General features: G+C 64.2%; 24 protein-coding genes and 1 riboswitch. Of the genes, 18 read left to right on the forward strand and 6 right to left on the reverse strand.

Translation table 11 applies throughout. The features are described 5' to 3' along the window. The 6 genes from ilvN to GGC65_RS05205 all read left to right on the forward strand — a co-directional run bounded on the left by ilvN (position 1) and on the right by GGC65_RS05205 (position 5,466). Positions 1–519, forward strand: coding sequence for an acetolactate synthase small subunit (ilvN, locus tag GGC65_RS05180; protein WP_062179052.1), 519 nt, complete (start codon positions 1–3; stop codon positions 517–519). 107 nt (positions 520–626) lie between these two features. Next, complete coding sequence (gene ilvC, locus GGC65_RS05185) at positions 627–1,667, forward strand: ketol-acid reductoisomerase (protein WP_192646186.1); 1,041 nt, start codon at positions 627–629, stop codon at positions 1,665–1,667. 138 nt (positions 1,668–1,805) lie between these two features. Next, positions 1,806–2,426, forward strand: a complete 621-nt coding sequence (locus GGC65_RS05190) for a DUF6151 family protein (RefSeq protein ID WP_192646187.1) — start codon at positions 1,806–1,808, stop codon at positions 2,424–2,426. 51 nt (positions 2,427–2,477) lie between these two features. Continuing rightward, positions 2,478–3,617, forward strand: coding sequence for an 8-amino-7-oxononanoate synthase (locus tag GGC65_RS05195; protein ID WP_192646188.1), 1,140 nt, complete (start codon positions 2,478–2,480; stop codon positions 3,615–3,617). After that, the gene (gene bioD / locus GGC65_RS05200) at positions 3,614–4,222 is read left to right on the forward strand and encodes a dethiobiotin synthase (protein WP_192646189.1); all 609 of its coding nucleotides are present in this window, start codon (positions 3,614–3,616) and stop codon (positions 4,220–4,222) included. The genes GGC65_RS05195 and bioD overlap by 4 nt, the downstream gene beginning before the upstream one ends. Further along, positions 4,219–5,466, forward strand: coding sequence for an adenosylmethionine--8-amino-7-oxononanoate transaminase (locus GGC65_RS05205; protein WP_192646190.1), 1,248 nt, complete (start codon positions 4,219–4,221; stop codon positions 5,464–5,466). The genes bioD and GGC65_RS05205 overlap by 4 nt, the downstream gene beginning before the upstream one ends. 7 nt (positions 5,467–5,473) lie before the next feature. Here GGC65_RS05205 and GGC65_RS05210 read toward each other — a convergent pair whose 3' ends face one another. The 3 genes from GGC65_RS05210 to GGC65_RS05220 all read right to left on the reverse strand — a co-directional run bounded on the left by GGC65_RS05210 (position 5,474) and on the right by GGC65_RS05220 (position 8,936). Next, on the reverse strand, positions 5,474–5,962 hold the full coding sequence (locus GGC65_RS05210) for a GAF domain-containing protein (RefSeq protein ID WP_225940683.1): 489 nt from the start codon (positions 5,960–5,962) through the stop codon (positions 5,474–5,476). Beyond that, entirely contained in the window at positions 5,962–8,121 is a 2,160-nt protein-coding gene (locus tag GGC65_RS05215) for a prolyl oligopeptidase family serine peptidase (RefSeq protein ID WP_192646191.1), read from the reverse strand. Before GGC65_RS05215 ends, GGC65_RS05210 begins: the two co-directional genes overlap by 1 nt. Before the next feature lie 131 nt (positions 8,122–8,252). Beyond that, the gene (locus tag GGC65_RS05220) at positions 8,253–8,936 is read right to left on the reverse strand and encodes a hypothetical protein (RefSeq protein ID WP_192646192.1); all 684 of its coding nucleotides are present in this window, start codon (positions 8,934–8,936) and stop codon (positions 8,253–8,255) included. A gap of 213 nt (positions 8,937–9,149) precedes the next feature. Here GGC65_RS05220 and GGC65_RS05225 point away from each other — a divergent pair, with 213 nt between their 5' ends. Both GGC65_RS05225 and GGC65_RS05230 read left to right on the forward strand, forming a co-directional pair. After that, the gene (locus tag GGC65_RS05225) at positions 9,150–9,617 is read left to right on the forward strand and encodes a hypothetical protein (RefSeq protein WP_192646193.1); all 468 of its coding nucleotides are present in this window, start codon (positions 9,150–9,152) and stop codon (positions 9,615–9,617) included. A 249-nt stretch (positions 9,618–9,866) separates the two neighbouring features. Then, positions 9,867–10,277, forward strand: coding sequence for a hypothetical protein (locus GGC65_RS05230; RefSeq protein WP_192646194.1), 411 nt, complete (start codon positions 9,867–9,869; stop codon positions 10,275–10,277). Positions 10,278–10,525: 248 nt separating this feature from the next. Here the strand turns inward: GGC65_RS05230 and GGC65_RS05235 are convergent, their stop codons facing one another. Next, positions 10,526–11,626, reverse strand: coding sequence for a helix-turn-helix transcriptional regulator (locus GGC65_RS05235; protein WP_192646195.1), 1,101 nt, complete (start codon positions 11,624–11,626; stop codon positions 10,526–10,528). Positions 11,627–11,822: 196 nt separating this feature from the next. Here GGC65_RS05235 and GGC65_RS05240 point away from each other — a divergent pair, with 196 nt between their 5' ends. From GGC65_RS05240 to GGC65_RS05270, 7 genes are all read left to right on the forward strand, one after another. Next, positions 11,823–12,464, forward strand: a complete 642-nt coding sequence (locus GGC65_RS05240) for a YceI family protein (RefSeq protein ID WP_192646196.1) — start codon at positions 11,823–11,825, stop codon at positions 12,462–12,464. Positions 12,465–12,547: 83 nt separating this feature from the next. Beyond that, positions 12,548–12,898 carry a hypothetical protein gene (locus GGC65_RS05245; protein WP_192646197.1) on the forward strand — a complete coding sequence of 117 codons (351 nt, stop codon included), beginning with the start codon at positions 12,548–12,550 and terminating at the stop codon, positions 12,896–12,898. 128 nt (positions 12,899–13,026) lie between these two features. Then, positions 13,027–13,515 (forward strand): rhodanese-like domain-containing protein, encoded by a 489-nt coding sequence (locus GGC65_RS05250; RefSeq protein WP_192646198.1) that lies wholly within the window; start codon positions 13,027–13,029, stop codon positions 13,513–13,515. A 203-nt stretch (positions 13,516–13,718) separates the two neighbouring features. Beyond that, the gene (gene leuA, locus GGC65_RS05255) at positions 13,719–15,383 is read left to right on the forward strand and encodes a 2-isopropylmalate synthase (RefSeq protein WP_192646199.1); all 1,665 of its coding nucleotides are present in this window, start codon (positions 13,719–13,721) and stop codon (positions 15,381–15,383) included. A 90-nt stretch (positions 15,384–15,473) separates the two neighbouring features. Continuing rightward, on the forward strand, positions 15,474–16,658 hold the full coding sequence (locus GGC65_RS05260; RefSeq protein ID WP_192646200.1) for a DUF262 domain-containing protein: 1,185 nt from the start codon (positions 15,474–15,476) through the stop codon (positions 16,656–16,658). A 2-nt stretch (positions 16,659–16,660) separates the two neighbouring features. Further along, positions 16,661–17,761 carry an MAE_28990/MAE_18760 family HEPN-like nuclease gene (locus GGC65_RS05265; protein WP_192646201.1) on the forward strand — a complete coding sequence of 367 codons (1,101 nt, stop codon included), beginning with the start codon at positions 16,661–16,663 and terminating at the stop codon, positions 17,759–17,761. A 64-nt stretch (positions 17,762–17,825) separates the two neighbouring features. Continuing rightward, positions 17,826–18,839, forward strand: a complete 1,014-nt coding sequence (locus tag GGC65_RS05270; RefSeq protein ID WP_192646202.1) for a hypothetical protein — start codon at positions 17,826–17,828, stop codon at positions 18,837–18,839. A 105-nt stretch (positions 18,840–18,944) separates the two neighbouring features. Here GGC65_RS05270 and GGC65_RS05275 read toward each other — a convergent pair whose 3' ends face one another. After that, a complete protein-coding gene (locus tag GGC65_RS05275) occupies positions 18,945–19,853 on the reverse strand; it encodes an AraC family transcriptional regulator (protein ID WP_192646203.1) in 909 nt (302 codons plus the stop codon). A gap of 176 nt (positions 19,854–20,029) precedes the next feature. Here GGC65_RS05275 and GGC65_RS05280 point away from each other — a divergent pair, with 176 nt between their 5' ends. Then, positions 20,030–20,992: an SDR family NAD(P)-dependent oxidoreductase gene (locus tag GGC65_RS05280; protein WP_192646204.1), complete on the forward strand. Its 963-nt coding sequence runs from the start codon at positions 20,030–20,032 to the stop codon at positions 20,990–20,992. A gap of 67 nt (positions 20,993–21,059) precedes the next feature. Here the strand turns inward: GGC65_RS05280 and GGC65_RS05285 are convergent, their stop codons facing one another. Continuing rightward, positions 21,060–21,356 (reverse strand): hypothetical protein, encoded by a 297-nt coding sequence (locus GGC65_RS05285; RefSeq protein ID WP_192646205.1) that lies wholly within the window; start codon positions 21,354–21,356, stop codon positions 21,060–21,062. Positions 21,357–21,677: 321 nt separating this feature from the next. Continuing rightward, a riboswitch (cobalamin riboswitch) is annotated at positions 21,678–21,882 on the forward strand. Positions 21,883–21,994: 112 nt separating this feature from the next. Between GGC65_RS05285 and metE the strand changes: the two genes are divergently transcribed. Beyond that, complete coding sequence (gene metE / locus GGC65_RS05290) at positions 21,995–24,307, forward strand: 5-methyltetrahydropteroyltriglutamate--homocysteine S-methyltransferase (RefSeq protein WP_192646206.1); 2,313 nt, start codon at positions 21,995–21,997, stop codon at positions 24,305–24,307. Next, positions 24,294–24,692, forward strand: coding sequence for an acyl-CoA thioesterase (locus GGC65_RS05295; protein ID WP_192646207.1), 399 nt, complete (start codon positions 24,294–24,296; stop codon positions 24,690–24,692). The genes metE and GGC65_RS05295 overlap by 14 nt, the downstream gene beginning before the upstream one ends.

Here is a 24,692-nt window from a genome sequence, read left to right on the forward strand (position 1 = left end):
ATGAAAATCAAAACCGAAGCCGGCGAGCGCCATGTGCTCGCCATCACCGTCGACAACGAGGCCGGGGTGCTCGCCAAGATCACCGGGCTGTTCACCGCGCGCGGCTATAATATCGAAAGCCTGACGGTGGCCGATATTACCGCCGACCACGCCCTGTCGCGCATCACCATCGTCACCTCGGGCCCGCCGCCGATCATCGACCAGATCATCGCGCAGCTCGACCGGCTCGTGCCCGTGCACAAGGTCGTCGACCTCAACGACGCGGGCGAGGCGCATGTCGAGCGCGAAATCGCGCTCGTAAAGGTCGCTGGCACCGGCGACAAACGCATCGAGGCGCTGCGCATGGCCGATGTCTTCCGCGCCAAGGTCGTCGACACGACGCTCACCAGCTTCATCTTCGAAATCACCGGGACGAGTGACAAGGTCGACCGCTTCATCGCGCTGATGCGCGAATGCGGGCTGGTCGAAGTCGGCCGCACCGGCGTCGTCGCCATCGCCCGCGGGTCGGAGGCGCTCTAGAGTTTTAACAGGAATGACGGTCCAACCTTCGTCACCCCGGACTTGATCCGGGGTCCATGGATGCCGGGTCAAGCCCGGCATGACGAAAGAAAATAGGGAAGAAGAACATGCAGGTTTATTACGATCGCGACGCCGACCAGGATCTGATCAAGGGCAAGAAGGTCGCCGTCGTCGGCTATGGCAGCCAGGGCCACGCGCACGCGCAGAACATGCGCGACAGCGGCGTGCGTGAAGTCGCGATCGCGCTCCGCCCCGGTTCGGCGACGGCGAAAAAGGCCGAAGCCGCGGGCTTCAAGGTGCTTTCGAACAAGGAAGCCGCCGAATGGGCCGACGTGATCATGATCGCCGCCCCCGACGAGCATCAGGCCAAGATCTACGCCGACGACATCGGCCCGAACATGAAGCCCGGCGCCGCGCTCGCCTTTGCCCACGGCCTCAACATCCACTTCGGCCTGATCGACGCGCGTCCCGACATCGACGTGTTCATGGTCGCGCCCAAGGGCCCCGGCCACACGGTGCGCAGCGAATATCAGAAGGGCGGCGGCGTCCCCTGCCTGATCGCGGTCGCGCAGGAAGCACAGCGCGCGGGCGCATCGGGCAACGGCTTCGCCAAGGCGCTGGCGCTCAGCTACGCATCTGCAGTGGGTGGTGGCCGCAGCGGCATCATCGAGACGACGTTCAAGGAAGAGTGCGAAACCGACCTCTTCGGCGAACAGGCGGTGCTCTGCGGCGGCATCACCCACCTGATCCAGGCGGGGTTCGAAACGCTGGTCGAGGCGGGCTACGCCCCCGAAATGGCCTATTTCGAATGCCTCCACGAAACCAAGCTGATCGTCGACCTTCTCTATGAAGGCGGCATCGCGAACATGCGCTATTCGATCTCGAACACCGCCGAATATGGCGACATCAAGACCGGCCCGCGCATCATCACCGACGAAACGAAGAAGGAAATGAAGCGCGTCCTCGCCGACATCCAGTCGGGCCGCTTCGTCAAGGACTTCGTGCTCGACAACCAGGCCGGCCAGCCCGAGCTGAAAGCGAGCCGCAAGGCCGTCGCCGCGCACCAGCTCGAAAAGACCGGCGCGGAACTCCGCGCAATGATGCCGTGGATCGCGAAGAACCAGCTCGTCGACAAGTCGAAGAACTGATCCGACACCCCCTAATTTCGTCATCCCCGCGAAAGCGGGGACCCAGCGCAAAAAAGAAGCTCACCCGCCGGGTGGCAATCTGAACGCAACGGCTGAACTGGGTTCCCGCTTTCGCGGGAATGACGATATAGGGGCTGCATGGTAAACTCTTCCGTCGACGCCCACGACACCGATCTCTCCTTCGCCTGCGACTGCGGAACCGTCACCGGCGCGATGCGCGTCGTATCGGGCGAGGGCGACCATGTCGTCTGCCATTGCACCGATTGCCAGAACCTCACGCATCATCTCGGTCACGCGCAACTGCTCGACGCGCACGGCGGCACACCGCTCTACCAGACACGCTGCGCACGGATGCGGATCGAGACCGGCCGGGAGCAGCTCGCCTGCCTCCACCTCACCGACGCGCCGACGCTGCGCTGGTACGCCGCCTGCTGCCGCACCCCGCTGTTCAACACGTTCAAGAACGGCAAGCTCCCCTTCGTCACAATCCTGACCGCCGCCTGCGATCCCGCGCGGCGCGAAAGCGCATTCGGCGCGCCGCGCGGCCATCTCTTCACGCAAGACGCGATCGGCGACGCCAGCCACATACCCAAAATGGGCACGCCGACGCTGATGCGGCGCTTCTTCGTCCGCGCGATCAAGGACATCGTCTCGGGCGAGCGGCGGCGATCGCCGCTCTTCGACGCAAAAACCCTCGCCCCCATCGCCAAACCTCACCGATTGACCGACGAAGAAAAGCTTGCCCTGCCCCATCGCTGAGCCGGCACGCGCGGGTTTGTCATTTTCATCGGATGCCCTAAGGGAACCCCGATGCCGGGTCCCTCTCCCTTCGCCGCGCACCACGCCGATCTCGCGGCGCTCGCGCATGACAGCCGCCGCCGCACCCTCGCGCCGCGCGCGGGCCGCGATTTCGCCTCGAACGACTATCTCGGCCTCGCCGATAGCGAAGCGCTCCGCTCCGCGCTGGCCGCAGGCATCGAACGCGGCCTTCCCGCAGGCTCGGGCGGCTCGCGTCTGCTTCGCGGCAATCACGCCGAGCATGAAGCGCTCGAAGCGCACGCCGCGCGCCATTATGGCAGCGAGGCCGCACTCTTCTTCCCCACCGGTTTCGCCGCCAACGCCGCACTGTTCGCGACGCTCCCGCAGCGCGGTGACCTCGTCATCCACGACGCGCTGATCCACGCAAGCGCGCACGACGGCATGAAGCTCGGCCGCGCCAGCACCATCGCCGCCGCACACAACGACGCGCAATCCTTCGACGATGCCATCACCCACTGGCGCGCAAGCGGTAACACCGGAACGCCGTGGATCGCGGTCGAAAGCCTCTACTCGATGGACGGCGACCGCGCCCCGCTCGCCGATCTCGCCGCCGTCGCCGACCGCCACGACGCCATCCTCGTCGTCGACGAAGCCCACGCGACCGGCGTCTTCGGCCCCGGCGGCGCAGGCCTCGCGCACGCCCTGCCGCGCCGCGACAACCTCATCACCCTCCACACCTGCGGCAAGGCTCTGGGCGCCGAGGGCGCGCTGCTCTGCGCCCCCGCGATTGCCACCGACTTCCTCGTCAACCGCGGCCGCCCCTTCATCTTCTCGACCGCGCCGTCGCCGCTGATGGCGTGGCTCGTCCGGCAGGCTATCGAGATCGTCGCGAACGAGCCCGAGCGGCAGGCGCGTCTCCACAGCCTCGTCCGTCACGCCGCCGAACGCCTCGTGCCGCTCGGCATCCCCGCCAGCGGCACCCAGATCCTGCCCGTGATCATCGGCGACAACGACCGCACGATGCGCATCGCGGGCAGCCTGCAGGACGCGGGCTTCGACATTCGCGGCATCCGTCCGCCGACCGTGGCACAGGGAACCGCCCGCCTGCGCATCGCCATCACGCTCAATGTTGACGAGGATAACATCGACGACATGGCGGCCGCGCTCGCCGAAGCCATGGCCGCGGCATGACGCGCTTCGTCGTCACCGGCACCGACACGGGCATCGGAAAAACCATCTTTTCCGCTGCTTTGGCGCAAGCGACCGGCACGCCCTACTGGAAACCGATCCAGTCGGGCCTCGAAGAGGAAACCGACAGCGAGACCGTCGCGCGCCTCGCCGGCGTCCCGATCCGCCCCGAAGCCTACCGCCTCATCACCCCCGCCTCGCCGCATCTCGCCGCCGAAATTGACGGCGTTAACATCGACGTCGAAACGCTCTCCCCACCCCCCGGCGACCTGATCGTCGAAGGCGCCGGCGGTGCGCTCGTCCCGGTGACGCGCACGACGCTTTACGCCGACCTCTTCGTGAAATGGCAGGTCCCGGTGATCGTCTGCGCGCGCACCGCACTCGGCACGATCAACCACAGCCTGCTCACGATCGAAGCGCTCAAGGCGCGCGGCGTCCCGATCCACGGCCTCGCCTTCCTCGGCGACGCGGTGGAGGACAGCGAGGCGATCATATCCGAGATTTCGGGCGTCCGCCGCTTGGGCCGCCTGCCGATCATCGATCCGCTGAACAGCGAAACCCTCTCGAAGGCCTTCGCCGCCGGTTTCGATCGCACGGATTTCGCATGACATCCCCCGTCTGGCACCCCTTCACCCAGCACGGCCTCGGCGACCCCATCCCGCTGATTTCGCATGCCAAAGACGCCAAACTCTACGCGCCCGACGGCCAAAGCTGGATCGACGCCATCTCGTCATGGTGGGTCACCACCCACGGCCACGCGCACCCGCGCATCATGGCCGCAATCCGCGCCCAGACCGAAAAGCTCGACCAACTCATCTTCGCCGGCTGGACGCACGAGCCCGCCGAGACTCTCGCCGCCGAACTGGTCCGCATCACCCCGGACCCGCTGACGCGCGTCTTCTTCTCGGACTCGGGCTCGACCAGCGTCGAGGTCGCGCTCAAGATGGCGCTAGGCTATTGGTACAACATCGGCGAGCCGCGCAGCCGCATCCTCGTCCTCGAACATAGCTATCATGGCGACACGATCGGGACGATGTCGGTGGGCGAACGCGGCGTCTACAACCGCGCCTGGCAGCCTTTGCTCTTCGACGTCGACACCATCCCCTTCCCTTACGAAGGTTTGGAGCAAGCCACGCTCGACGCGCTCGAAGCCGCCTGCTCGGCCAAACCCGCCGCCTTCATCGTCGAACCCTTGATCCTCGGCGCCGGCGGCATGCTGATCTACCCCGCGTGGGTGCTGGCCGAGATGCGCAGCATCTGCGCGCGCCACAATGTCCTCTTCATCGCCGACGAGGTGATGACCGGCTGGGGCCGCACCGGCACGCGCTTCGCCTGCGATCAGGCCGGCGTCATCCCCGACATCGTCTGCCTGTCGAAGGGCCTCACGGGCGGCAGCCTGCCGCTCGCGGTCACACTCTGCATCGAGCCGATCTTCGCAGCGCATTTCTCGACCGACCGCGCCAAGACCTTCTATCATTCGTCGAGCTATACCGCGAACCCGATCGCCTGCGCCGCCGCGAACGCGAACCTCGAAATCTGGCGCGACGAGCCCGTCCAGCAACGCATCGACACCCTCGCCGACGCGCAGGCGGCGCACCTCTCGCTCCTCAGCCACGACCCGCGCGCGCAAAACCCACGCCGCCTCGGAACAATCGCCGCACTCGACATCGTGGTTCCGGACAGCGGCTATCTCTCGAACCTCGCCCCGCGCCTGATCGCCTTCTATCGCGACCACGGCGTCCTCCTCCGCCCGCTCGGCAACACGCTCTACGTCATGCCGCCCTATTGCATCACGCCGGACGAACTCGCGCAGGTGTGGAGCGCCATAAAGGCATCGCTCGACGCCGTGTAAAGCGAGGCTAGGAAGCCAGCGCGCTCGCGATCCGTGCGACGAGCGCTTCGGCGCCCGCCTGATCGGCGGCGGCGAAGCGTCCGGCGACCGGGCTGTCGAGGTCGAGCACGCCGACCAGCCGGTCGCCCGCGATGACCGGCACGACGAGCTCGCTGCGGCTGTCGGCGTCGCACGCGATATGGCCGGGAAAGGCGTGGACATCGTCGACGCGCTGCGTCGCGCGAAGGCGCGCGGCCGCCCCGCACACGCCCTTGTCGAGCGGAATGCGGATGCACGCCGCCTTGCCCTGGAACGGCCCGAGCACCAGCTCCTGCCCGTCGAAGCGGTAAAAGCCCGCCCAGTTGAGATCGGGGATCGCCTGCCAGATCAGCGCCGCGATGTTCGCCATATTGGCGATGCCGTCGGGCTCGCCCGCGACGAGCGCCGCGGCGGCGTCGCCCGCCTCGGCCCACAGCGCAGCGGGATCGGTGGCGGAGAAGGACAGCGCATAGCTCATTATTCGACGCTCAGCCCCGTCCACTTCGCCGCAAAGGCATATTTGTCGGCCGCCTCGGCGATGATCTTGTCGGTCGGCTTGCCGCTGCCATGGCCCGCGCGCGTCTCGACACGGATCAGGTGCGGTTTGTCGCCCGCCTTCGCATGCTGGAGCGCGGCGGTATATTTGAAGCTGTGCCCCGGCACGACGCGGTCGTCGGTGTCGGCGGTCGTCACCAGCACCGCCGGATAGGCCGTGCCATCCTTGATATTATGATAGGGCGAATAGGCGAGCAAATTCTTGAAATCGCCTTCCTTCGACGGATAGCCATAATCGTCGACCCAGTAACGCCCCGCAGTGAAGCGGTCGAAGCGCAGCATGTCCATCACGCCAACCGCGGGCAGCGCCGCGGCGAACAGGTCGGGGCGCTGGTTGGTCACCGCGCCGACGAGCAGCCCGCCGTTCGACCCGCCCTCGATCGCGACCTGGCCCTTGCCCGCAATGCCTTGGGCAATCAGATATTCGCCCGCGGCGATGAAGTCGTCGAAGACATTCTGCTTCTTGTCGAGCCGCCCGGCGTCGTGCCACGCCTTGCCATATTCGCCGCCACCGCGCAGGTTCGCGATCGCGAGCACGCCGCCCTTGTCGACCCACGCGAGGCGGGTCGGCGAGAAGGCGGGGGTCATCGAGACGTTGAAGCCGCCATAGCCGTAAAGCAGCGTCGGCGACCCCTTGCTACGGTCGAGCCCCTTCTTCATCACGACGAACATCGGCACTTCGGTGCCGTCCTTCGATTTATAGAAACGCTGTTCGACCGAGAAATCCGACGGTTTGAACGTCAGTTTCGGCTCGGCGAAAATCTCGCTCTTCCCGGTCTGCGTGTCGAAACGATAGATCGTCGTCGGGCGCGCATAGCTCGAAAAGCTGTAGAAGGTTTCGGGGTCGCTCGACTTGCCGCCGAACCCCGTCGCCGCGCCGATGTCGGCGAGCTTGATATTGGCGATCGGCTTACCGTCCAATGCCACCATCCGCGCCTCCGACTTCGCATCGCCGAGGTAAGAGAGGATCAGGCGATTGCCGACGCGCGACGCGCCGACCAACGTCGCCTCATTCTCGCCGACCAGCTGCGTCAGCTCGCCGGGCTTCCGGATATCCAGCGACACGATGCGCCCGCGCGGCGCCCCCTTGTTGGTGACAAAGGTGAAGCGCGTGCCCTCGTTGGTCACATATTCCCAGTTGTTCGCGAAATCGTCGACGAGCACGATCGGCTTCGCGCCGGGCTTGCCCACCGGATGCAGCGTCAGCCCAAATCGTTCGTCGGTGCCTTCGGACGAGACGACGAGCAGATATTTGCCGTCGTCGGTGACGACCGCGCTGTTGTTGAGCTTCGGCTTGTCGGGGGTCGCGTGGATCAGCACATCGGCGCTCTGCGGCGTCCCGAGCTTGTGGAAATAGACGCTGTGGTTTTCGTTCAAGGACTGGAACGCCGCGCCCTCGGCGGGCTCGGGGAAGCGCGAATAATAAAAGCCGCTGCCGTCCTTCGCCCAATCGAGCGCCGAAAACTTCACCCAGCGCACCTCGTCGGACAGATCCTGCCCGGTCGCGACATCCTTGACGCGCACGATGCGCCAATCGGTGCCGCCGTCTTGCACCGAATAGAGGAGATACTTGCCATCCTCCGACGGATTCCATTCGCCAAGCGCGGTGGCGCCATCCTTGGCCCAGCTATTGGGGTCGATCAGCACGCGCCCTTCGCCCTTCAGCCCCTCACGGACATAGAGCACCGACTGCGGCTGCAGCCCGTCATTGCGCGTATAGAAATAACGCGTCCCGGCCTTGGTCGGCAGCCCGAAGCGCTCGTAATTGTATAGCTCGGTCATCCGCTTCTTGAACATATCGCGGCCGGGCAGCGTCTCCAGATAGCTGTCGGTGACCTTGTTCTGCGCCGCGACCCAGTCGGCGACCTTCGGATTGACGCGGACGTCATCCTCCAGCCAGCGATAGGGATCGGCGACGTCGACCCCGAACTGCGGATCGACCGTGTCGCCGCGTGCCGTATCGGGATAGGCCAAGGCCTTGGCCGTCGCCGATGCCGCCGCGGCATCGGCCGCCTGCGCTGCACCCGGAATCATCGTCAGGAGGGCCAGCGCCAGCGGCGCGGACGGGGTTTTACGGGGCATGGCAAGGCGACCTCTTTTCTGGGGAAATTTTCGTGCGCCGATATGTAAGCATCGGCAAGAGACGGGCAAGGGGATTTGATGGCGGCCCGAACGGCAGGCGTGGGCTTCTCTGAAGTACGTGTCGGCCGCCTTTACCGAATCTCCGTCGAGAAGAGTCGTTTGAAATCGCCGAGCGGTATGCCCTCGGCCCGGAAACGAAGTTTCCGGCGGATTTTCTGAAAGTTGTTCAGCCACGGCAATCGCGTGCCAATGCCCTTCGTCACGCGGTCTCTCGTCAAATGGATTGCGACGCTCTTAACCGCGTGCCCGGGACCGAATGTCGCGGAAAAATCGTCAGGCAGGACGCGCCGGATCGAGGCCGGATCCGCTGTATCACCGAAGACCGCAATGATCGGATATTCGGCCGGGGCAATTTCGGCCGACTCCAGAACATTCCTTCGGCGGGCAATTCTTCGTGCACTCTCGACGATATCGCTCCGAAAAGCCGGATCGAGCGCCAGCATCGACATTCCTGCTAGGTCACCATAAATATTTCCGGTCTTCAGAAGAGCAAAGAGGGTTGCGCCACTCGGCAGATCGACCATCAGTGCTTCACCGCGGACATCCCAGACATGATTCTTTCCCGAAGGATTTATTCCGAGCCGGTAAAACGCGCGCACTTCGTACACCGACGTGCCGGCCCAGGGTCCGGACGGCGTATCGACCTCTACAGTCATGCGAAAACGATAGGCGGAGCCGGTGCCGATATAGCGAAGCGAAAGGACCGGGAGGATCACGGCAAGTGCTAGAAGATTCAATAAGCTGCGCCAGCGCATTGCAATCATTCTCCTTCTGCGACGTGCTGATCAATGGACGCCACAAGCTTTGGATCAACCACTTCCTTGCGCACGAATAATCCGGTTGTATGCGATGAAGTTTAACGTCCGCTTCCCACCCCTTTTGCGGCCATTCGCTCAATGACCGGAAGCAACCAATTGCGGACATCGGTTTTGGATGTATCCTCCGCTAGATGTTTGGGGGAGCGACCGATGATCGGCAGGCGAAAGGCAATCACAGTAGCGGCGTGCGCGACGTTTATGCCGGGAACGGCACTGTCTTGTCAGATATCATCGCCTCGCCCCAACCCTGTATTTGATAGGCAGGCGCAAGAAAAACGTTTGAGATTAGTCGAAAGCTTTTTTGAGAAGATCGATCGGGCAAGGTCGTTCGAAGAAATCGAGCGCTCGACCGCGAGCATGCGACGGGCCAGTTTTCGGTGGCCCGCTCCGCAACCAACCCGACTGTTGGAAGCCATTCCAGTGGGCGATCTGGTGATTGCTCGCGCGCGAGGTATTGAAGCGACGCCCGAGAATGAGTGCAATCCGTTCGTCACGGTCCACGCTTACTACTCGTTCCATTTCGACCAAGACCAGATCGCTCTGATGAATACGATTAGCTATGGCGCTCTCTGGCCCGCCCCGGAGCTACCGGAGGCTATTTCGCTGAAACGAGACTAAGTCGCTCTTGAGCAGCCGCCTCCAGCATCCGCTTTCCACCCCATACCCGCCCATCCGCCGCGAGCCACAGCATAAGGCCTTGGCTTTTCCCGCTCGATACCCATTTGAAGGCCATCGGCCCGCCAGCCCGCTCTCGCCCCCCCCCTTTCTCGCCCCGCGCGGAGGGCTCGCAAGACAGGTTCGGCTTAGGTTCATCTGCGCGCGCCAATCTGCGTCGCGGGGATCCGGGGCCTGGGAATGCGATTGATAATGAAGAATAAAGCCGGCCTCCTCCTCCCCCTCTTCGCGGCGCTCGCCTTCGCCGCCCCCGCGCTCGCGCAGAACGACAGCTCGCTCGCGCAGTCGGGCGAGCCACCGCAACGCACCTCGGTCCTCTACACCTATGGCGACGAACCCTGCCCCGAACCCAAGGGCGACGAGATCGTCGTCTGCGCGCAGCAGCCCGAAACCGAACGCTACCGCGTGCCCAAGCAATTGCGCGAGGAAATCAAGGACGATGTTCCCGCCGGCGGCGGCAGCTGGGCCTCGGCGGTCGAGGGGTATGACAATGTCGCCCGCGCCACGCGTCCGGGTAGTTGCTCGCCCGTCGGCACCTACGGCTTCACCGGCTGCGCCGCCGCCGCGATGCGCGAGTGGTTCGAGGCGCGCCGCGCACCCTGACGCTTGGCGCTATGCGTTGTGAAAGGCGCAACTCCCGATCGAACTCGGCTCGTCGCATATACCCCGCGCGGGGTATGCCGCCTTCGTAAATCGCTGATATCGGGCCCGTCGGAGGGATTTGATTGTGTGGGGGCAATCGAAAACCGGGCGTGGTCACACCCGTGGCACTGACGTCCGGCTGGGGGATATCGGCGGCTAGCGACCCGCCGTCGGTATCCTTTCCCCACCACTCCTTTTCCCCACCACTCCTAACGCAGCAACCGGTTCACCAGCGCCGTCAGCTCCGCCTCGCGGGCGACATCGCTCTTGCGCAGGATCGACTTGATCTGCGTGCCCAGCGTCTGCGCGCTCGTGCCGCGATGGGCCGCGATCGCCTCGCGCGCTTCGCCGTTCGCCAAACGCAGCGCGATCGCCGCCTCGGCCTCGGTCAGGCCCAGCGCCGCGCGCAGCGGTGCGATCCGCATCATCGGGATATCCGCCGCGCGCCGCGCGACGACCAGCAGGCGCGGATCGAAACCGAAATCCCATTCGCGCCGCGGCAGGCGAAAGATTTCGCAGAGGACACCGCCCTCCCCCTCATGCGGCGACCCGATCCAATGTTGCTGCATCGCTTCACCGTCGAGCGCCCGGCCGAGCGCCGCCTGCAACACCCCATCGGCATCGCGCCGCGTCGTGCCCAACCGTCCGCGGCGCAGGCGCAGCGCCCCGCCCTCGCCGACGATCGCCTCGGCCGCCGCCGACAGCGCCGCGACCGCGCCATGCCGGTCGATCAGGAACGCCGCGACGCCGATCGCATCGAACGCCCCGACGGTCATTTGGGCGCCGCGCCGCGCCATCGCCTGCTGCATCCTGACCGCCGCCAGCGCATAGCTCGCGCCCGCCGCGAACAGCTTTTGGTCGCGCTCTTCGCTCCGCCCCTCGCGCTCGGAGCGCAGCGCCGCCAGCCCGACGAGCAGCCCCTCGCCCTCGACCAGCACCGTCTGACAGCCGTGCACCCCGTCCCAGCGGCGGATATGCTCCTCATAATCGTCGGTGCCGCTGTGCTGGCGGACGATGTCGTAATGCGTCTCGGTCAGTATCTCGAGCGGGCGGCCGCTCGCGGCGACGCGCCAGTTGACCTCGGGCCGCCACCCCTCGATTTCCAGGAATTCGCGCTGATAGGCGGGATCGATGTCGGGCATGAAATTGAACAAAGTCGCGTCGTCGCCGAGCCCCAGCAATTGCGTGCGCGACGATCCGGTCCGCCGCGCGAACAGGCGCAGCGCCGCGTTCCAGCCATCCTCCTCGAACGGCGCCGCCAGAAAGGCATTTTCAACCTCGCCCGCTTCCCGGGCGAATAAGCTATCCATCGACGTCGGCCCCCCAGCCTTCGTGCTCAGCTTTCCTTGCTTCGCTGCGTTGCAGCATGAAACCGCGCGCGGCACAAGCGCCTTGCGACGACATGCTTGCGGCAACCGCATCCGAAACGCTGCGTTTCTCCAGCGCTTATTGACGCCGTCCCGCCGCATCGCCTAGCTTCGCGGCTTCCCCAACAGGAGATTTCCCATGCGCCGCATCCTCCCCTACGCCGCCGCCGCGCTCGTCGCCGTCGTCGCGACCCCGATCGTCCTCGCGCAGGGCGGCGCCGCCCCCGGCGCCCCCGACAAGACGCGCGTCACCGCGGGCACCTACGCCGCCGACGCGGGCCACACGATGGTCGTGTGGGAAGTCGATCATCTCGGCTTCAGCAAATATACCGGCATCTTCGGCGACGTGACCGGCACGCTCGTCATCGATCCGAAGAACCCCGCCGCAGCCAAGGTCGATGTGACGATCCCGGTATCGAAGGTCACGACCGCCAGCGCCGGCCTCACCAGCCACCTGCTCCGCGCGGGCAAGGACGGCGGCAAGCCCGACTTCTTCGGCGCCGCGCCTGCCGACGCCAAATTCGTCTCGACCAGCGTCGTCGTCGACAGCGACGGCGACGAAGCCAAGGTCACGGGCAATCTCACGCTCAACGGCGTGACCAAGCCCGTCACCCTCGACGTCGATTTCCACGGCGCGGGCGTCGGCATGAACAAGAAGGAAACCGTGGGCTTCGAGGCCGAAACCACGATCAAGCGCAGCGACTTCGGCATCAACATGGGCATCCCCTATGTCAGCGATGCCGTCGAACTCGAAATCCACGCCGCGTTCGAAAAGCAGTAAGCGCGCGCCAATCTGTCACATGCGCCGCGTATGAACGGGGCGGGATCTTCGGGTCCCGCCCCTTTTCGTACAGGAGCCATGTGATGAGCGAACTGGTACGCGAAATTGTCGAAGTGAACGCCTCGATCGACGGCGACGAGGAAAATCCGCTGCTGGTCGTCGAGGTCGAGGGCCTCGCCGCCACCGCGGGCTGGACCAACGTCCGGCTCGAACCGCATGTCACCATCACCCCGCCCGACGACGGCGTGCTGGATTTCGACCTCGTCGGCGACCGTCCTTCCGACGCCGCCGAAGTACTCAGCGAAGTCGAGGCCGCATGGGAAGGCGCGCTCGAGGACTGGTGCATCGGCGTCCGCGTCCATGGCATCGACAACCTCATCGAAGACGAGATTTTCGAACCCTGGGACGAGGACGACGAGAGCGAAGCCGCCTGACGCTCGCTTCCCGACGATCCCCTGCACTGCGCCGGGCCGCCGCCGATCGCGCGGCCCGGCGCCATTTTCGGTTCATCGCAGAGCCAGCAAAAGCGGCGTAGCCTCCCGTCATTCAAGGGAGGATCACCATGCGCACCCTGCTTCTCGCTCTAGCCGCCCTCGCCGCCACTCCAGCACTGGCGCAGGCCAACCCGCAAATCGACTATCCCGGCTTCCAGGCGCTCACCGCCAGCGTCGCTCCCGCTCGCGAAACGCGCCTGATCCCCTTCGACGCCTTCAAGGCCGAGGCCGCGAAACCCGGCACCCTCCTCCTCGACGCGCGCTCGAAAGACGCCTTCGCGCGCGGCCATATCAAGGGCGCGGTCAACCTGCCGCTCACCGACTTCACCGCCGAGAGCCTCGCCGCGGTGATCGGCGCCAACGCCGGCCGCCCCATCCTCATCTATTGCAACAATAATTTCTCGAACCACCGCAGCCCCGTGCCGCTCAAATCGGCGCCGCTCGCGCTCAATATCCAGACCTTCATCAACCTCGTCGGCTATGGCTATCCGAACGTCCTCGAACTCGCCGACGTCGTCGATTTCAACGATCCCAAGGTCGAGTGGGTGACGGGCTGACCCCGCACCCCGCGCAATTTTCGCACTCCCCTCTTGCCAAGCGCGACATTTTGCATCACTAGGGCGGCCATGCGCGGCAACGCCCTTCTTCTTCTGCGACTTACACGCCCTTGGGCGTGACACTGGCTGCGCGCTAGTCGCGGCCACCCGCTCAAGGGTCCGATCGACAAGCACTCGCAACCACCAGAAGAAGTTTTCAGACCATGACCATGCTCCGCGACCCCTCGGTCAAATATAGCGCCTTCCCGCAGGTTCCCTTGGCGAACCGCGAATGGCCCGGCCGCGTCACCACGACTGCGCCGATCTGGCTCTCCACCGACATGCGCGACGGCAACCAGTCGCTGATCGACCCGATGGATGCCGAGAAGAAGGCCCGCTTCTTCGACCTGCTCGTCCGCTGCGGGTTCAAGGAGATCGAGGTCGGCTTCCCCAGCGCGGGCGCGACCGAGTTCGACTTCATCTCCGGCCTCGTGAAGAACGGCCGCATCCCCGACGACGTCACGCCCCAAGTCCTGACCCAAAGCCGCGCCGACCTGATCCGCACCAGCTTCGACAGCCTCGAAGGCGCGAAGACCGCGATCGTCCACGTCTATAACGCGGTCAGCCCCGCGTGGCGCAAGATCGTCTTCGGCATGGAGATGGACGAGATCAAGGGCATCGCGATCGAGGGCGCGAAGCAGCTCCGCGACAATGCCGCGCGCCTGCCCGGCACCGACTGGCGCTTCGAATACAGCCCCGAAACCTTCTCGACCGCCGAGCTCGATTTCAGCATCGCCTGCTGCGAAGCGGTGATGGACATCCTCCAGCCCACCGCCGACAAGCCGATCATCCTCAACCTCCCCGCGACGGTCGAAGCTTCGACGGCGAACATCTACGCCGACCAGATCGAATATTTCTGCAAGAACCTCTCCAACCGCGACCGCGCGATCATATCCTTGCACACCCACAACGACCGCGGCACCGGCGTCGCGGCGGCCGAGCTCGGCCTGCTCGCGGGCGCCGACCGGGTCGAGGGCTGCCTGTTCGGCAATGGCGAGCGCACCGGCAACACCTGCCTCGTCACCATCGCGCTCAACATGTACACGCAGGGCGTCGACCCGGAACTCGACTTCTCGAACATCGACGAGGTCATCCAGACGGTCGAATATTGCAACAACCTGCCCGTCCACCCGCGCCACCCCTATGGCGGCGAGCTCGTCTACACCGCCTTTTCGGGCAGCCATCAGGACGCGATCAAGAAAGGCTTCGCCGCGCGCGAGCGCCAGAATGACGAGCGCTGGGAAGTCCCCTATCTGCCCATCGACCCCGCCGATCTCGGCCGCAGCTATGAAGCGGTGATCCGCGTCAACAGCCAGTCGGGCAAGGGCGGCGTCGCATGGGTGCTCGAACAGGACAAGGGCCTGAAACTGCCCAAGAAAATGCAGGCGAGCTTCAGCCATGTCGTGCAAGCACTCGCCGACCAGACGAGCCGCGAACTCGGCGCCGAGGATATCTGGCACGCGTTCGAGGGCCAGTATCTGACCACCGAAGCCAAACGCTTCCAACTCGTCGACTGGTCCGAAACCCATTCGGGCGCCGACCGCATCTTCGCCGGCGAACTCACCATCGACGGCACCCCGCGCAGCGTCAGCGGCCGCGGCAACGGCCTGATGTCGAGCGTCATCGCCGCGCTCAGCGAAAGCGGCGGCCCGGTGATGGACATCGTCGACTATAGCGAGCACGCGATCGGCCAGGGCAGCAATGTGCAGGCCGCGGCCTATGTCGAATGCCGCACGCCGGACGGGAAAAGCCTGTTCGGCTGCGGACTGGATACCGACGTCGCGACGGCGAGCGTGCGGGCGATTTTGTCGGCGGCTAATGGGGTCTAAATCTCGGTCGCTGTTAAGTATCCGATTTCTAGATGACGCCATCGCTACGTCGTCATAGGATAGAGGACAGAAACTAGAAGGATGTCCAAAATGCCGTTCTCGCCATCTGAACAAGACATGTGGGACAATGACCCCGGTGAACGACCTGAAAGGCCCGACGACCGCGCAATCAACGAGCGCTACGTGCGCGGCGAAGGACGAATTGTGATTGAATCAAATCGTGAAAAGCTTCCCGGTTTTATCAATCAGCTCAAGGATCCGGACTACATGGATTTGCGGCCATTTTATCAGCGACGACCGCGGTGGGACGCCAAGACGCAAAGCCTTCTAATTGAATCTTTCATAATGAATATACCCGTTCCTCCCGTATTTTTATACGAAAGGGATTATAACTCGTACGAAGTTATGGACGGCCAGCAGCGCATTACTGCTATAAAGGATTTCTACGCCAACAACTTTAAACTAAGAGGTCTTGAGACTTGGCCAGAACTTAACGGCAGAACATATGCAACGTTGCCTGAAAAAATTAGGGCCGGCATCGACAGGCGATCAATAACCTCGATTGTACTATTAAAAGAATCGACGGAAAGCGAAGAGGAAGCATCGCTTCTTCGCGAGACGGTATTTGATCGCCTAAACACGGGCGGCATCAAACTGGAACGTCAGGAGATCAGGAATGCGCTCTACCGGGGGCAGTTCAATGATATGCTCCACAAAATCACCCGCTCCGACCGATTTAGAGAAATATGGGGTCTACCGCGCTGGGTGGAGGGAGAGATCGAAACAAATCCGGCACTAGTTTCCGACCCCTTTTTCGCAAAAATGGGCGACGCAGAGGTCGCTCTACGCTTCTTTGCTCTTAGGCACGTGGACCACTACCGACGCGGAATGCAAGGGTTCTTAGATATATACATGAGGCGCGCCGCCAAGTTTGACGAAATTGACGTTGAGAGGCTGGAAGAATTGTATCTAGCCACTCTCGCGCTCGCACATGACGTGTATGGCGAACATATTTTCCGCCCGTTTCAGCCAGCTGCGAATGCCTGGGACGCGAAGCCACACAGAGCATTCCAAGACGCGGTTATGATCGGCCTTTCTGAGCGCCTGGTCGATAGCCAAACCCTGCGAGATCGACGAAATGAGATAATTGCAGCCACCAAAGCCTTGTTCGCAAGCCATCCGGATGGGACATTTACGGGCCGGGGCAATACAAAACAGGACATAAAGAACAGAATTGATCTTTATCGGAACATGCTTTCGAGTATCATCGGTTAACGATGTACAATCCATTTCTCGAGCGCACCAAAAGCGCCATATCGGCGCTGATTAAACACGTCCATACTTCAGAGAACTTCCGTACAGCTCTTTTGGACAACGCCCTTCGTTGCGCGGCAGAGACTCCATGCTTTGACTTAGGCATTGGAGCGGAACAGGCGCCCGATCGAGTGGCGTGGAGGGTAATCGACCATTGCGCCGTCGTTACTCGCATATATGCCATTTACGAACAATTTTGCAGTGAGATGATCCGCGAGCATCTAGGATTGCTTCAATCAAGAATCCCGTTTTCTCAACTTCCCGACGAAATCAAAGCATCGTATAGACTGGGGATATCGAAAATCCTCGAAAAAAAGGATGGACCGAGGTTCGGTGATATCGACCTAAATAGGCTCGTAGAAGGATATCATGCCGCGCTCTCTGATAGCAAATACACTATCGAGCCGCGAGCCATGCTTATGCAGGAGCAAAATCTACGGCTTCCAGAATTGCAGCGATATATGAAGTCGTGTGGCATAGAAAATATGTCGAGCTGGATAGAAAAACATAGAGCTGTTTTGGCATTTTTCGAAACCGGAGATCGATTGACGGCGTCTGCCGAGAGCGAGCTTAGTGAAATAATTAAATACAGAAATGACGCAGCGCATGGGAGTTTGGATATTAGTGACATTCTGCATGTCAACGTACTAGTGGAGTTTTGTGAATTTATCTCGGCGCTTTGCGAAGCGATATCGGAAAGAGTTCAGCTCTCTGGTTTGCTCTTACTCAAAGACAAAGGCTTTGTAGAGAAGAGAGGAAAATTAACAGAATCCTTGAGAGATGGCACTGTTTTCATTGGAAAAATGACAGGGGGTTTTGAGATAGGGGGAACAGTTTACCTCTGTGGAGAGAGCTACTGCGTCGAGCGGATGGTTACAAGTCTACAGATTGAAGGACAACCTCATGACCGGGTTCTTCTCGAAGAGGCTGCTGAGCTTGGCATGATGTTCGACATACCGGCAAAAAAGAACGTCGTGCTATTCCGCTTTAACGAGGCGCCCCCGGTCCCAGAACAACTCGTCGTGGCTCAAATGGCTGACGAATCTCCGACTGCGGAAGTTTAATCTTTCCTACATTTCACCCATATGGTTCATTCTATCGGTTTCACCCAACCGAAAGGACAAATCGATGGACGACTCCCCGCACGATCCCGCGTTTATCCCCGCCCCCGGCAGCTATCACTGGACGCCGCGGCTCCAGCGCGAATTTCTGGAGGCGTTCGCCACCAACGGGTCGGTGAAGATTTCGGCGGCGAAGGTCGGCATGTCGCCCGGCGCCGCCTATCAGCTCAAGCAGCGGCCCGAAGGCGCGGCGTTCCGGCTCGGCTGCGCCGCGGCGCTGCTGATCGCGCGCGGGCGGCTCGTCGACGAGCTGCTCGACCGCGCGATCTGGGGGCATGACGAGCTGACCACCGTCTATCGCGAGGAGGACCGCAGCCTCTACAAACGCCGCCGCATCGACAGCCGCCTCGGCCTCGCGATGCTCGCGCGGCTCGACCGCATGGTCGAAACGCGGGCGCGGGCGGGCGAAGAGATGCTCGCGCAGGTCATCGCCGGCGACTGGCCGGGCTTCCTGTCGCTGTTCGACGCCGCCGAAGCCGCGCGCACATCCATCGACGCCGGAACGGCATCCGGAGACGCGCCCGAAGACGCCGAGGCCGGCCCCGCCGCCAGCGAGGCGCCCGGCATGTCCGCCGCCCTCGCCCTCTGGCTCGCCGGTCGCGACAACCGCGCCAACCCCCTCGCCACCCTGTGGCGCGGCACCGCGATCGCGAATGAAGTTACGCAGTTTTCCGCCATTTCGGACGCCGATCCCGAACACGCCGACGCGGAGGGGCCGACCCCCGAGGAAGAGGCGGATGCGATGACCGTGTGGCACGACGACGCCACCGGCGAGCTGCGCACCAACTTCCCCCCGCCCGACGACTTCATCGGCATCGAGGAAGGCCAGTTCGGCCATGACGATTACGAACGCACGCTCGATGCCGAGGAGGAAATCGCGTGGGAGGCCGCGCTGGCCAGGGTCTATGCCCCCTTGCGCAAGGCCGGCGAAGCCGCCCGCCGCGCCTTCTTCGCGCTGCCCGACCCGGCGAACGATCCCGCGCTGGAAGGCGGAAAGGCGCGGAAATCGGCGAGTGGTTGAGCCTTTGTGCACCCCGGTGAAAACCGGGGCCCAGCGCGGAAAGAAGCGATGCGGCGGCCTCGCGCCTCATGGGTCCCGGCTTCCGCCGGGATACACTAGAGCGTCCTAAACCGCCGCCACCCCCATCGCCGCCGCCCCGCGCAGCCGCTCGGCATCGCGCGACGGCGGCAGGCCGAAGGCGCGGGCATATTCGCGGCTGAACTGCGACGCGCTCTCATACCCGACCGAGTAAGCCGCGCGGCTCGCCTCGCTGCCGCCGGCGAGCAACCGCCGCGCCGCATGCAGGCGCAGCGTCTTCTGGAACTGCAGCGGGCTCATCGCGGTCGCTGCCTTGAAATGCCGATGGAAGGAGGCAACGCTCATCCCGGCAATCTCGGCCAGCGCCGACGTACGCAGCATCTCTTCATAATGCTCGTGCATCCACAGGATCGCGCGCCGCACCCGCGACAGCCGGCTGTCCTCCTGCGCGATGGCGCAGAGTTGATGTCCGAGCGGCCCTTGCAACAGGCGATAGAGGATTTCGCGCTCGCGCATCGGCGCCAGCATCGCGACGTCGCCCGGCCGGTCGAGCAGCCCGAGCAGCCCTGCCCACGCCTCGACCAGCTCCTCGGTCACCGACGCGACGGCAAAGCCCGCGAGGTCGCCCGGCGGCGTGTGGCCGATGGCGGCGGGGTCCATGCTGGCGATCAGGTCGGCGAGCGCGCCGCGGTCGATGCGCAGCGCCGCGGCGACATAGGGCTTGTCGGGGCTCGCCTCGACCACGCGGCCGACCGCAGGCAGGTCGAGCGAGGCGACGAAATAGCTCGATGCGTCGTATCGCAGCACCTGGTCGCCGATCACGACCTGCTTCGTCCCTTGCAGGATCAGGCAGGTGACGGGTTCATAGACGGTCGCGATCCCGCTGGTCGGCGCACATTGCGTCGCGACGACCAATCGCGGCACCGGCGTCTCATAATAGGGGGAAACCGCGTGGCGCAGCACTTGTTGGCATATCGAGTCGAGCCGGTCTTGCATGATCCCAACATCGGACGCCGCGCGCCCGCGCGCAAGGGACGGCTTCCTCGCCGCCACCGCATTGAGAGGAATAGGCAAGCAGATGCCATGATCGGGCAGCGCGGCGGCGGGCGCAGCGCCTATCTTGACCGGGTCAGGGCAATCCCCTCCGCCCTGCTTCATCCAAGGAGCTTAGCATGACCCAGTTCAACGCGAAATCGACCACCGACGACGTCCTCGCCGGGGTCGACCTGTCGGGCAAGCGCTTCCTCGTCACCGGCGTCTCGGCCGGGCTCGGCGTCGAAACCGCCCGCGCGCTCGTCGCCCACGGCGCCGATGTCGTCGGTGCCGCGCGCGACCTGACCAAGGCCGAAGGCGCCACCGCCGCCGTCCGCGACGCCGCAGCACAGGGTGGCGGCAGCTTCGAGCTGATCCAGCTCGACCTCGCCTCGCTCGCCAGCGTCCGTGCCGCCGCCGATGCGCTGATCGCCGACGGCCGCAAATTCGACGTCGTCATCAACAATGCCGGCGTGATGGCCGCGCCCTTCGGCAAGACCGAGGATGGCTTCGAAACTCAGTTCGGCACCAATCACTTGGGCCACTTCACCTTCGCGAACCGCATCGCGCCGTTGATCAAGGACGGCGGCCGCCTCGTCAGCCTCGCCTCGTCGGGGCACCGCTTCTCGGACGTGAACCTCGCCGATCCGAACTTCGACAATGGCGATTATGAACCGTGGATCGCCTATGGCCGTTCGAAGACCGCGAATATCCTCTTCGCCGTCGAGTTCGACCGCCGTCACAAGGACCGCGGCGTGCGCGGCATCGCGCTCCACCCGGGCGGCATCCACACCGAACTCGGCCGTCACCTCGACGAAGGCGCGATCGAGGCGCTCGTCGAACAGCTCAACGCCAATGCCATTGCGGCGGGCGAGCCCGTGTTCGAGTTCAAATCGATCCCGCAGGGCGCCGCAACCTCGGTCTGGGCCGCCGCGGTCGCCGATCCGGCCGAGGTCGGCGGGCGCTATCTCGAGGATTGCCACGTCGCCGAGCTCGCGAATGACGAGGGCCTGCGCGCCGGCGTGCGCTCCTATGCGATCGATCCCGACAACGCCAAGGCGCTGTGGGCGAAGAGCGAGGAGATGGTCGGCGAGCGTTTCTGACGCCTCGATGACGACAAGGGAGCGGGCGGCCGTGCGCCGTCCGCTCCGCATCGTCCCGAACCGCCCGCTAGTCGACGACCCAATAGTCGGCGGCCCCGCCCGGCTCGAAGCCGCGGCGGCAAATCACATTTCCGTCCTGCGTCAATTCGGCCCACGCGCCGATCGTCTCGCGCTCCATCATCACCAGCGCCGCGGCGACATCCTCGGCCTCGAACGCAACGCGCTTTTCCATCCCGAACCAAGCATCCTGATATCGCAGGACAAAGGTGGTCAGCACGGCGACGTCAGCCGGGATTTCGGGGCGCGGCAAACACTCGCATTCGCCGTCGCTGGAGCCGCTGGAATAGTCTTGGGGGAGCTTCATGGGGGAGAGCCTTCGGTGGGGGAAACGAAGGGGGCAGTCCCGCCGGCCTGTTCAGCCGCGACCGCCGCCAGGGCGAAAGGATTTGGTCGGCAATGCATCTCCTGCGCCCCGCGGGCGTGCGGACGGCACCGCGAAAGGCGGCGCAAGGTGTCCGAAAACTATGCTATATCATTGCCATACGCCTTGGTATCGGCCCCACCCCGTTCGACGGGCCGCCCGTTCGAATCGACAAACGACTTGACGTTTGCATGGCATACGAAGGCACCAGGGCGTCATATAAAGAATTCTTTATATGACTATTGACAAGCCCCGCCGCTGCGTTATGTTTCAGCCTGTCGAGGTTCTCTGCGCCGCTTGCGCTGCGTGGAGCTAAGACGGGAAGCCGGTTCAAAGCCGGCGCTGCCCCCGCAACTGTAAGCGGTGAGCGATGGTCGCTACGTGTCACTGGTCCGGCAAGGGACCGGGAAGGCCAGACCACCGCGTCGATCCGTGAGCCAGGAGACCTGCCTCGTCAGATACGTCCTCCGGCGGGGTGTCCGGTCAGGCCGCATGCATGGCTGCGCCCGACCTTGCTTCACGGGCGCGGACTCGTGCCTGCTCGTCTGCCCGGCGCCTTGCCCCTTGCAAGGTGTTTGAAAATGACTGTCAGCGTCGCCACCCTCGGCTTCCCCCGCATCGGCCTCCGCCGCGAACTCAAATTCGCGCTCGAAAGCTATTGGGCGGGCAAGTCGACCCTCGCCGAACTCCAGTCCGCCGCAGCGGGCCTCCGCGTCGCCAACTGGGCGCGCCAGAAAGCGCTCGGCGCCGACATCCTGCCCTCGAACGACTTCTCGCTCTACGACCATGTCCTCGACACCAGCGCGCTGATCGGCGCCGTCCCGCCCCGCTACGACTGGAGCGGCGAGACGGTCGATCCCGACCTCTATTTCGCCATGGCGCGCGGCGCGCAGGGCCCCGCCGCCTGCGGCCACAGCCACGACACAACAGCGCAGGAAATGACCAAATGGTTCGATACCAACTATCATTTTATGGTCCCCGAACTCACCGCGGGCCAGACCTTCCGTATCGCCTCGACCAAGATTTTCGACGAATTTGAGGAAGCCAAGGCGCTCGGTTATTCAACCCGCCCCGTCCTCCTCGGCCCCGTCTCCTATCTGATGCTCGCCAAGGGCAAGGCGGTCGAACCGCTCGCGCTCCTGCCGCAGCTCCTCGACACCTACGCCGAAATTCTCGCCCGCCTCGCCAAGGCCGGCGCGGAATGGGTCCAGATCGACGAGCCGTGCCTCGTCCTCGATCTCAGCGCCGAGCAACGCACCACCTTCGAGCGCGCCTACGCCCGCCTCGCGACTCGCGGGCCCAAGCTGATGCTCACCACCTACTTCGGCGGCCTCGGCGACAACCTCGACCTCGTCGCTGACCTCCCCGTCCACGGCCTCCACCTCGACCTCGTCCGCGCGCCCGACCAGCTCGAGCCCGCGCTCGCCAAGCTCCAGCCACACGTTCTCCTATCGCTCGGCGTGATCGACGGCCGCAACATCTGGCGCGCCAACCTCCCCGACCTCTATTGGCGTCTCAAGGAACTCGCCGGCAAACGCGACCTCATCCTCGCCCCGTCCTGTTCGCTCCTCCACGTCCCGGTCGACCTGACACTCGAAACCGGCCTCGATCCCGAAATCGCCCAGTGGCTAAGCTTCGCGGTGCAAAAGATCGAGGAACTCGCCGCGCTCGCCAAGGCGCTCAATGAGGGCGAGGATGCCAGCTTCGCCGCCTTCTCGGCCTCGCGCATCGCCGCGGTCGCGCGCCAGACCTCACCGAAAATCCACAACCCGGCAGTCGCCCAGCGCCTCGCCGCCCTCGACGAAAGCGCGACCCACCGCACCTCGCCCTTCGCCGTGCGCCGCGACGTCCAGCAACAGCGCCTCGCCCTCCCCGCTTATCCCACCACGACGATCGGCAGCTTCCCGCAGACTCCCGAGGTCCGCAAAGCCCGCGCCGCGCATATCAAGGGCGAAATCGACGATGTCGCCTATGACCAGTATCTGCGCGTCGAAACGCGCGCCGCGGTCAAATGGCAGGAGGAAATCGGCCTCGACATCCTCGTCCACGGCGAATTCGAACGCAACGACATGGTGCAATATTTCGGCGAGCAACTCGCCGGCTTCGCCTTCACTCGCGCCGGCTGGGTGCAAAGCTACGGCTCGCGCTGCGTCCGCCCGCCGATCCTCTATGGCGACGTCTCGCGCCCCGCGCCGATGACCGTCGACTGGTGGCGTTATGCGCAGGACCAGACCGACCGCCCGATGAAGGGCATGCTCACCGGTCCCGTCACCATCCTCAACTGGTCCTTCGTTCGCGACGACCAGCCGCGCGAGGCAAGCTGCCGCCAGATCGCGCTCGCGATCCGCGACGAGGTGCACGATCTCGAAGCCGCCGGCGCCGCGATCATCCAGATCGACGAAGCCGCGCTGCGCGAAGGCCTGCCGCTCCGCCGCAGCGAATGGCAGCATTATCTGGACTGGGCGGTCGAAAGCTTCCGCATCGCATCATCGGGCGTCCGCGACGACACGCAGATCCACACCCATATGTGCTATTCGGAGTTCAACGACATCATCCGCGCGATCGGCGCGATGGACGCCGACGTTATTTCGATCGAGACCGCGCGCTCGCAGATGGAGCTGCTCGACGCCTTCGCCAGCTATGCCTATCCGAACGAGGTCGGCCCCGGCGTCTACGACATCCACAGCCCCCGCATCCCGGCCGAGCGCGAGATGACCGACCTTCTCACCCTCGCCGGCCAGCATGTCTCGCCGCAGCAGATCTGGGTGAACCCCGATTGCGGGCTCAAGACGCGCAAATGGGATGAGGTGCGCCCGGCACTCGTCGCGATGGTCGCCGCAGCCCAGGCGATGCGGACCAAAGCCCGCATCAAGGAAGCCTATGATGCAAACTGACGCGATCATGCCCGACGGCCAACCCGCCGTCCGCGTCACCGCCATGCCCGTGAACGCCAATGTCTATGGCGACATCTTCGGCGGCTGGCTGATGGCGCAGATGGACCTCGCGGCATCGTCCGTGGCCTCACGCCACGCACGCGGCCGCGCGGTGACGATCTCGGTGGAAGGCATGTCCTTCCACCGCCCCGTCTTTGTCGGCGACGAGGTGTCGGTATTCGGTCGGCTCGTCAAGGTCGGCCGCACCTCGATGCACGTCGAGGTCGAAGCCTGGGCGCGCGACCGTCATGCCGACGAGGATAACAAGGTCACGCAGGCGGTCTTCATCTTCGTCGCGGTCGGCCCCGACCGACGCCCGCGGACGGTGAAGCCGCTCGAAACCTGA

Source organism: Sphingopyxis sp. OAS728 (assembly GCF_014873485.1).
Taxonomy (GTDB): Bacteria; Pseudomonadota; Alphaproteobacteria; order Sphingomonadales; family Sphingomonadaceae; genus Sphingopyxis.

What these genes read in the sequence shown, in the direction of transcription:
- GGC65_RS05215 (WP_192646191.1), bottom strand. Translation starts at nt 8,121, where the DNA reads ATGCCCCGTAAAACCCCGTCCGCGCCGCTGGCGCTGGCCCTCCTGACG.
- GGC65_RS05205 (WP_192646190.1), top strand. Translation starts at nt 4,219, where the DNA reads ATGACATCCCCCGTCTGGCACCCCTTCACCCAGCACGGCCTCGGCGAC.
- GGC65_RS05210 (WP_225940683.1), bottom strand. Translation starts at nt 5,962, where the DNA reads ATGAGCTATGCGCTGTCCTTCTCCGCCACCGATCCCGCTGCGCTGTGG.
- leuA (WP_192646199.1), top strand. Translation starts at nt 13,719, where the DNA reads ATGACCATGCTCCGCGACCCCTCGGTCAAATATAGCGCCTTCCCGCAG.
- bioD (WP_192646189.1), top strand. Translation starts at nt 3,614, where the DNA reads ATGACGCGCTTCGTCGTCACCGGCACCGACACGGGCATCGGAAAAACC.
- GGC65_RS05285 (WP_192646205.1), bottom strand. Translation starts at nt 21,356, where the DNA reads ATGAAGCTCCCCCAAGACTATTCCAGCGGCTCCAGCGACGGCGAATGC.
- ilvN (WP_062179052.1), top strand. Translation starts at nt 1, where the DNA reads ATGAAAATCAAAACCGAAGCCGGCGAGCGCCATGTGCTCGCCATCACC.
- GGC65_RS05220 (WP_192646192.1), bottom strand. Translation starts at nt 8,936, where the DNA reads ATGCGCTGGCGCAGCTTATTGAATCTTCTAGCACTTGCCGTGATCCTC.
- GGC65_RS05230 (WP_192646194.1), top strand. Translation starts at nt 9,867, where the DNA reads ATGAAGAATAAAGCCGGCCTCCTCCTCCCCCTCTTCGCGGCGCTCGCC.
- ilvC (WP_192646186.1), top strand. Translation starts at nt 627, where the DNA reads ATGCAGGTTTATTACGATCGCGACGCCGACCAGGATCTGATCAAGGGC.
- GGC65_RS05265 (WP_192646201.1), top strand. Translation starts at nt 16,661, where the DNA reads ATGTACAATCCATTTCTCGAGCGCACCAAAAGCGCCATATCGGCGCTG.
- GGC65_RS05275 (WP_192646203.1), bottom strand. Translation starts at nt 19,853, where the DNA reads ATGCAAGACCGGCTCGACTCGATATGCCAACAAGTGCTGCGCCACGCG.
- GGC65_RS05195 (WP_192646188.1), top strand. Translation starts at nt 2,478, where the DNA reads ATGCCGGGTCCCTCTCCCTTCGCCGCGCACCACGCCGATCTCGCGGCG.
- GGC65_RS05245 (WP_192646197.1), top strand. Translation starts at nt 12,548, where the DNA reads ATGAGCGAACTGGTACGCGAAATTGTCGAAGTGAACGCCTCGATCGAC.
- GGC65_RS05280 (WP_192646204.1), top strand. Translation starts at nt 20,030, where the DNA reads ATGACCCAGTTCAACGCGAAATCGACCACCGACGACGTCCTCGCCGGG.
- GGC65_RS05250 (WP_192646198.1), top strand. Translation starts at nt 13,027, where the DNA reads ATGCGCACCCTGCTTCTCGCTCTAGCCGCCCTCGCCGCCACTCCAGCA.
- GGC65_RS05295 (WP_192646207.1), top strand. Translation starts at nt 24,294, where the DNA reads ATGATGCAAACTGACGCGATCATGCCCGACGGCCAACCCGCCGTCCGC.
- GGC65_RS05190 (WP_192646187.1), top strand. Translation starts at nt 1,806, where the DNA reads ATGGTAAACTCTTCCGTCGACGCCCACGACACCGATCTCTCCTTCGCC.
- metE (WP_192646206.1), top strand. Translation starts at nt 21,995, where the DNA reads ATGACTGTCAGCGTCGCCACCCTCGGCTTCCCCCGCATCGGCCTCCGC.
- GGC65_RS05235 (WP_192646195.1), bottom strand. Translation starts at nt 11,626, where the DNA reads ATGGATAGCTTATTCGCCCGGGAAGCGGGCGAGGTTGAAAATGCCTTT.
- GGC65_RS05240 (WP_192646196.1), top strand. Translation starts at nt 11,823, where the DNA reads ATGCGCCGCATCCTCCCCTACGCCGCCGCCGCGCTCGTCGCCGTCGTC.
- GGC65_RS05260 (WP_192646200.1), top strand. Translation starts at nt 15,474, where the DNA reads ATGCCGTTCTCGCCATCTGAACAAGACATGTGGGACAATGACCCCGGT.
- GGC65_RS05270 (WP_192646202.1), top strand. Translation starts at nt 17,826, where the DNA reads ATGGACGACTCCCCGCACGATCCCGCGTTTATCCCCGCCCCCGGCAGC.
- GGC65_RS05225 (WP_192646193.1), top strand. Translation starts at nt 9,150, where the DNA reads ATGATCGGCAGGCGAAAGGCAATCACAGTAGCGGCGTGCGCGACGTTT.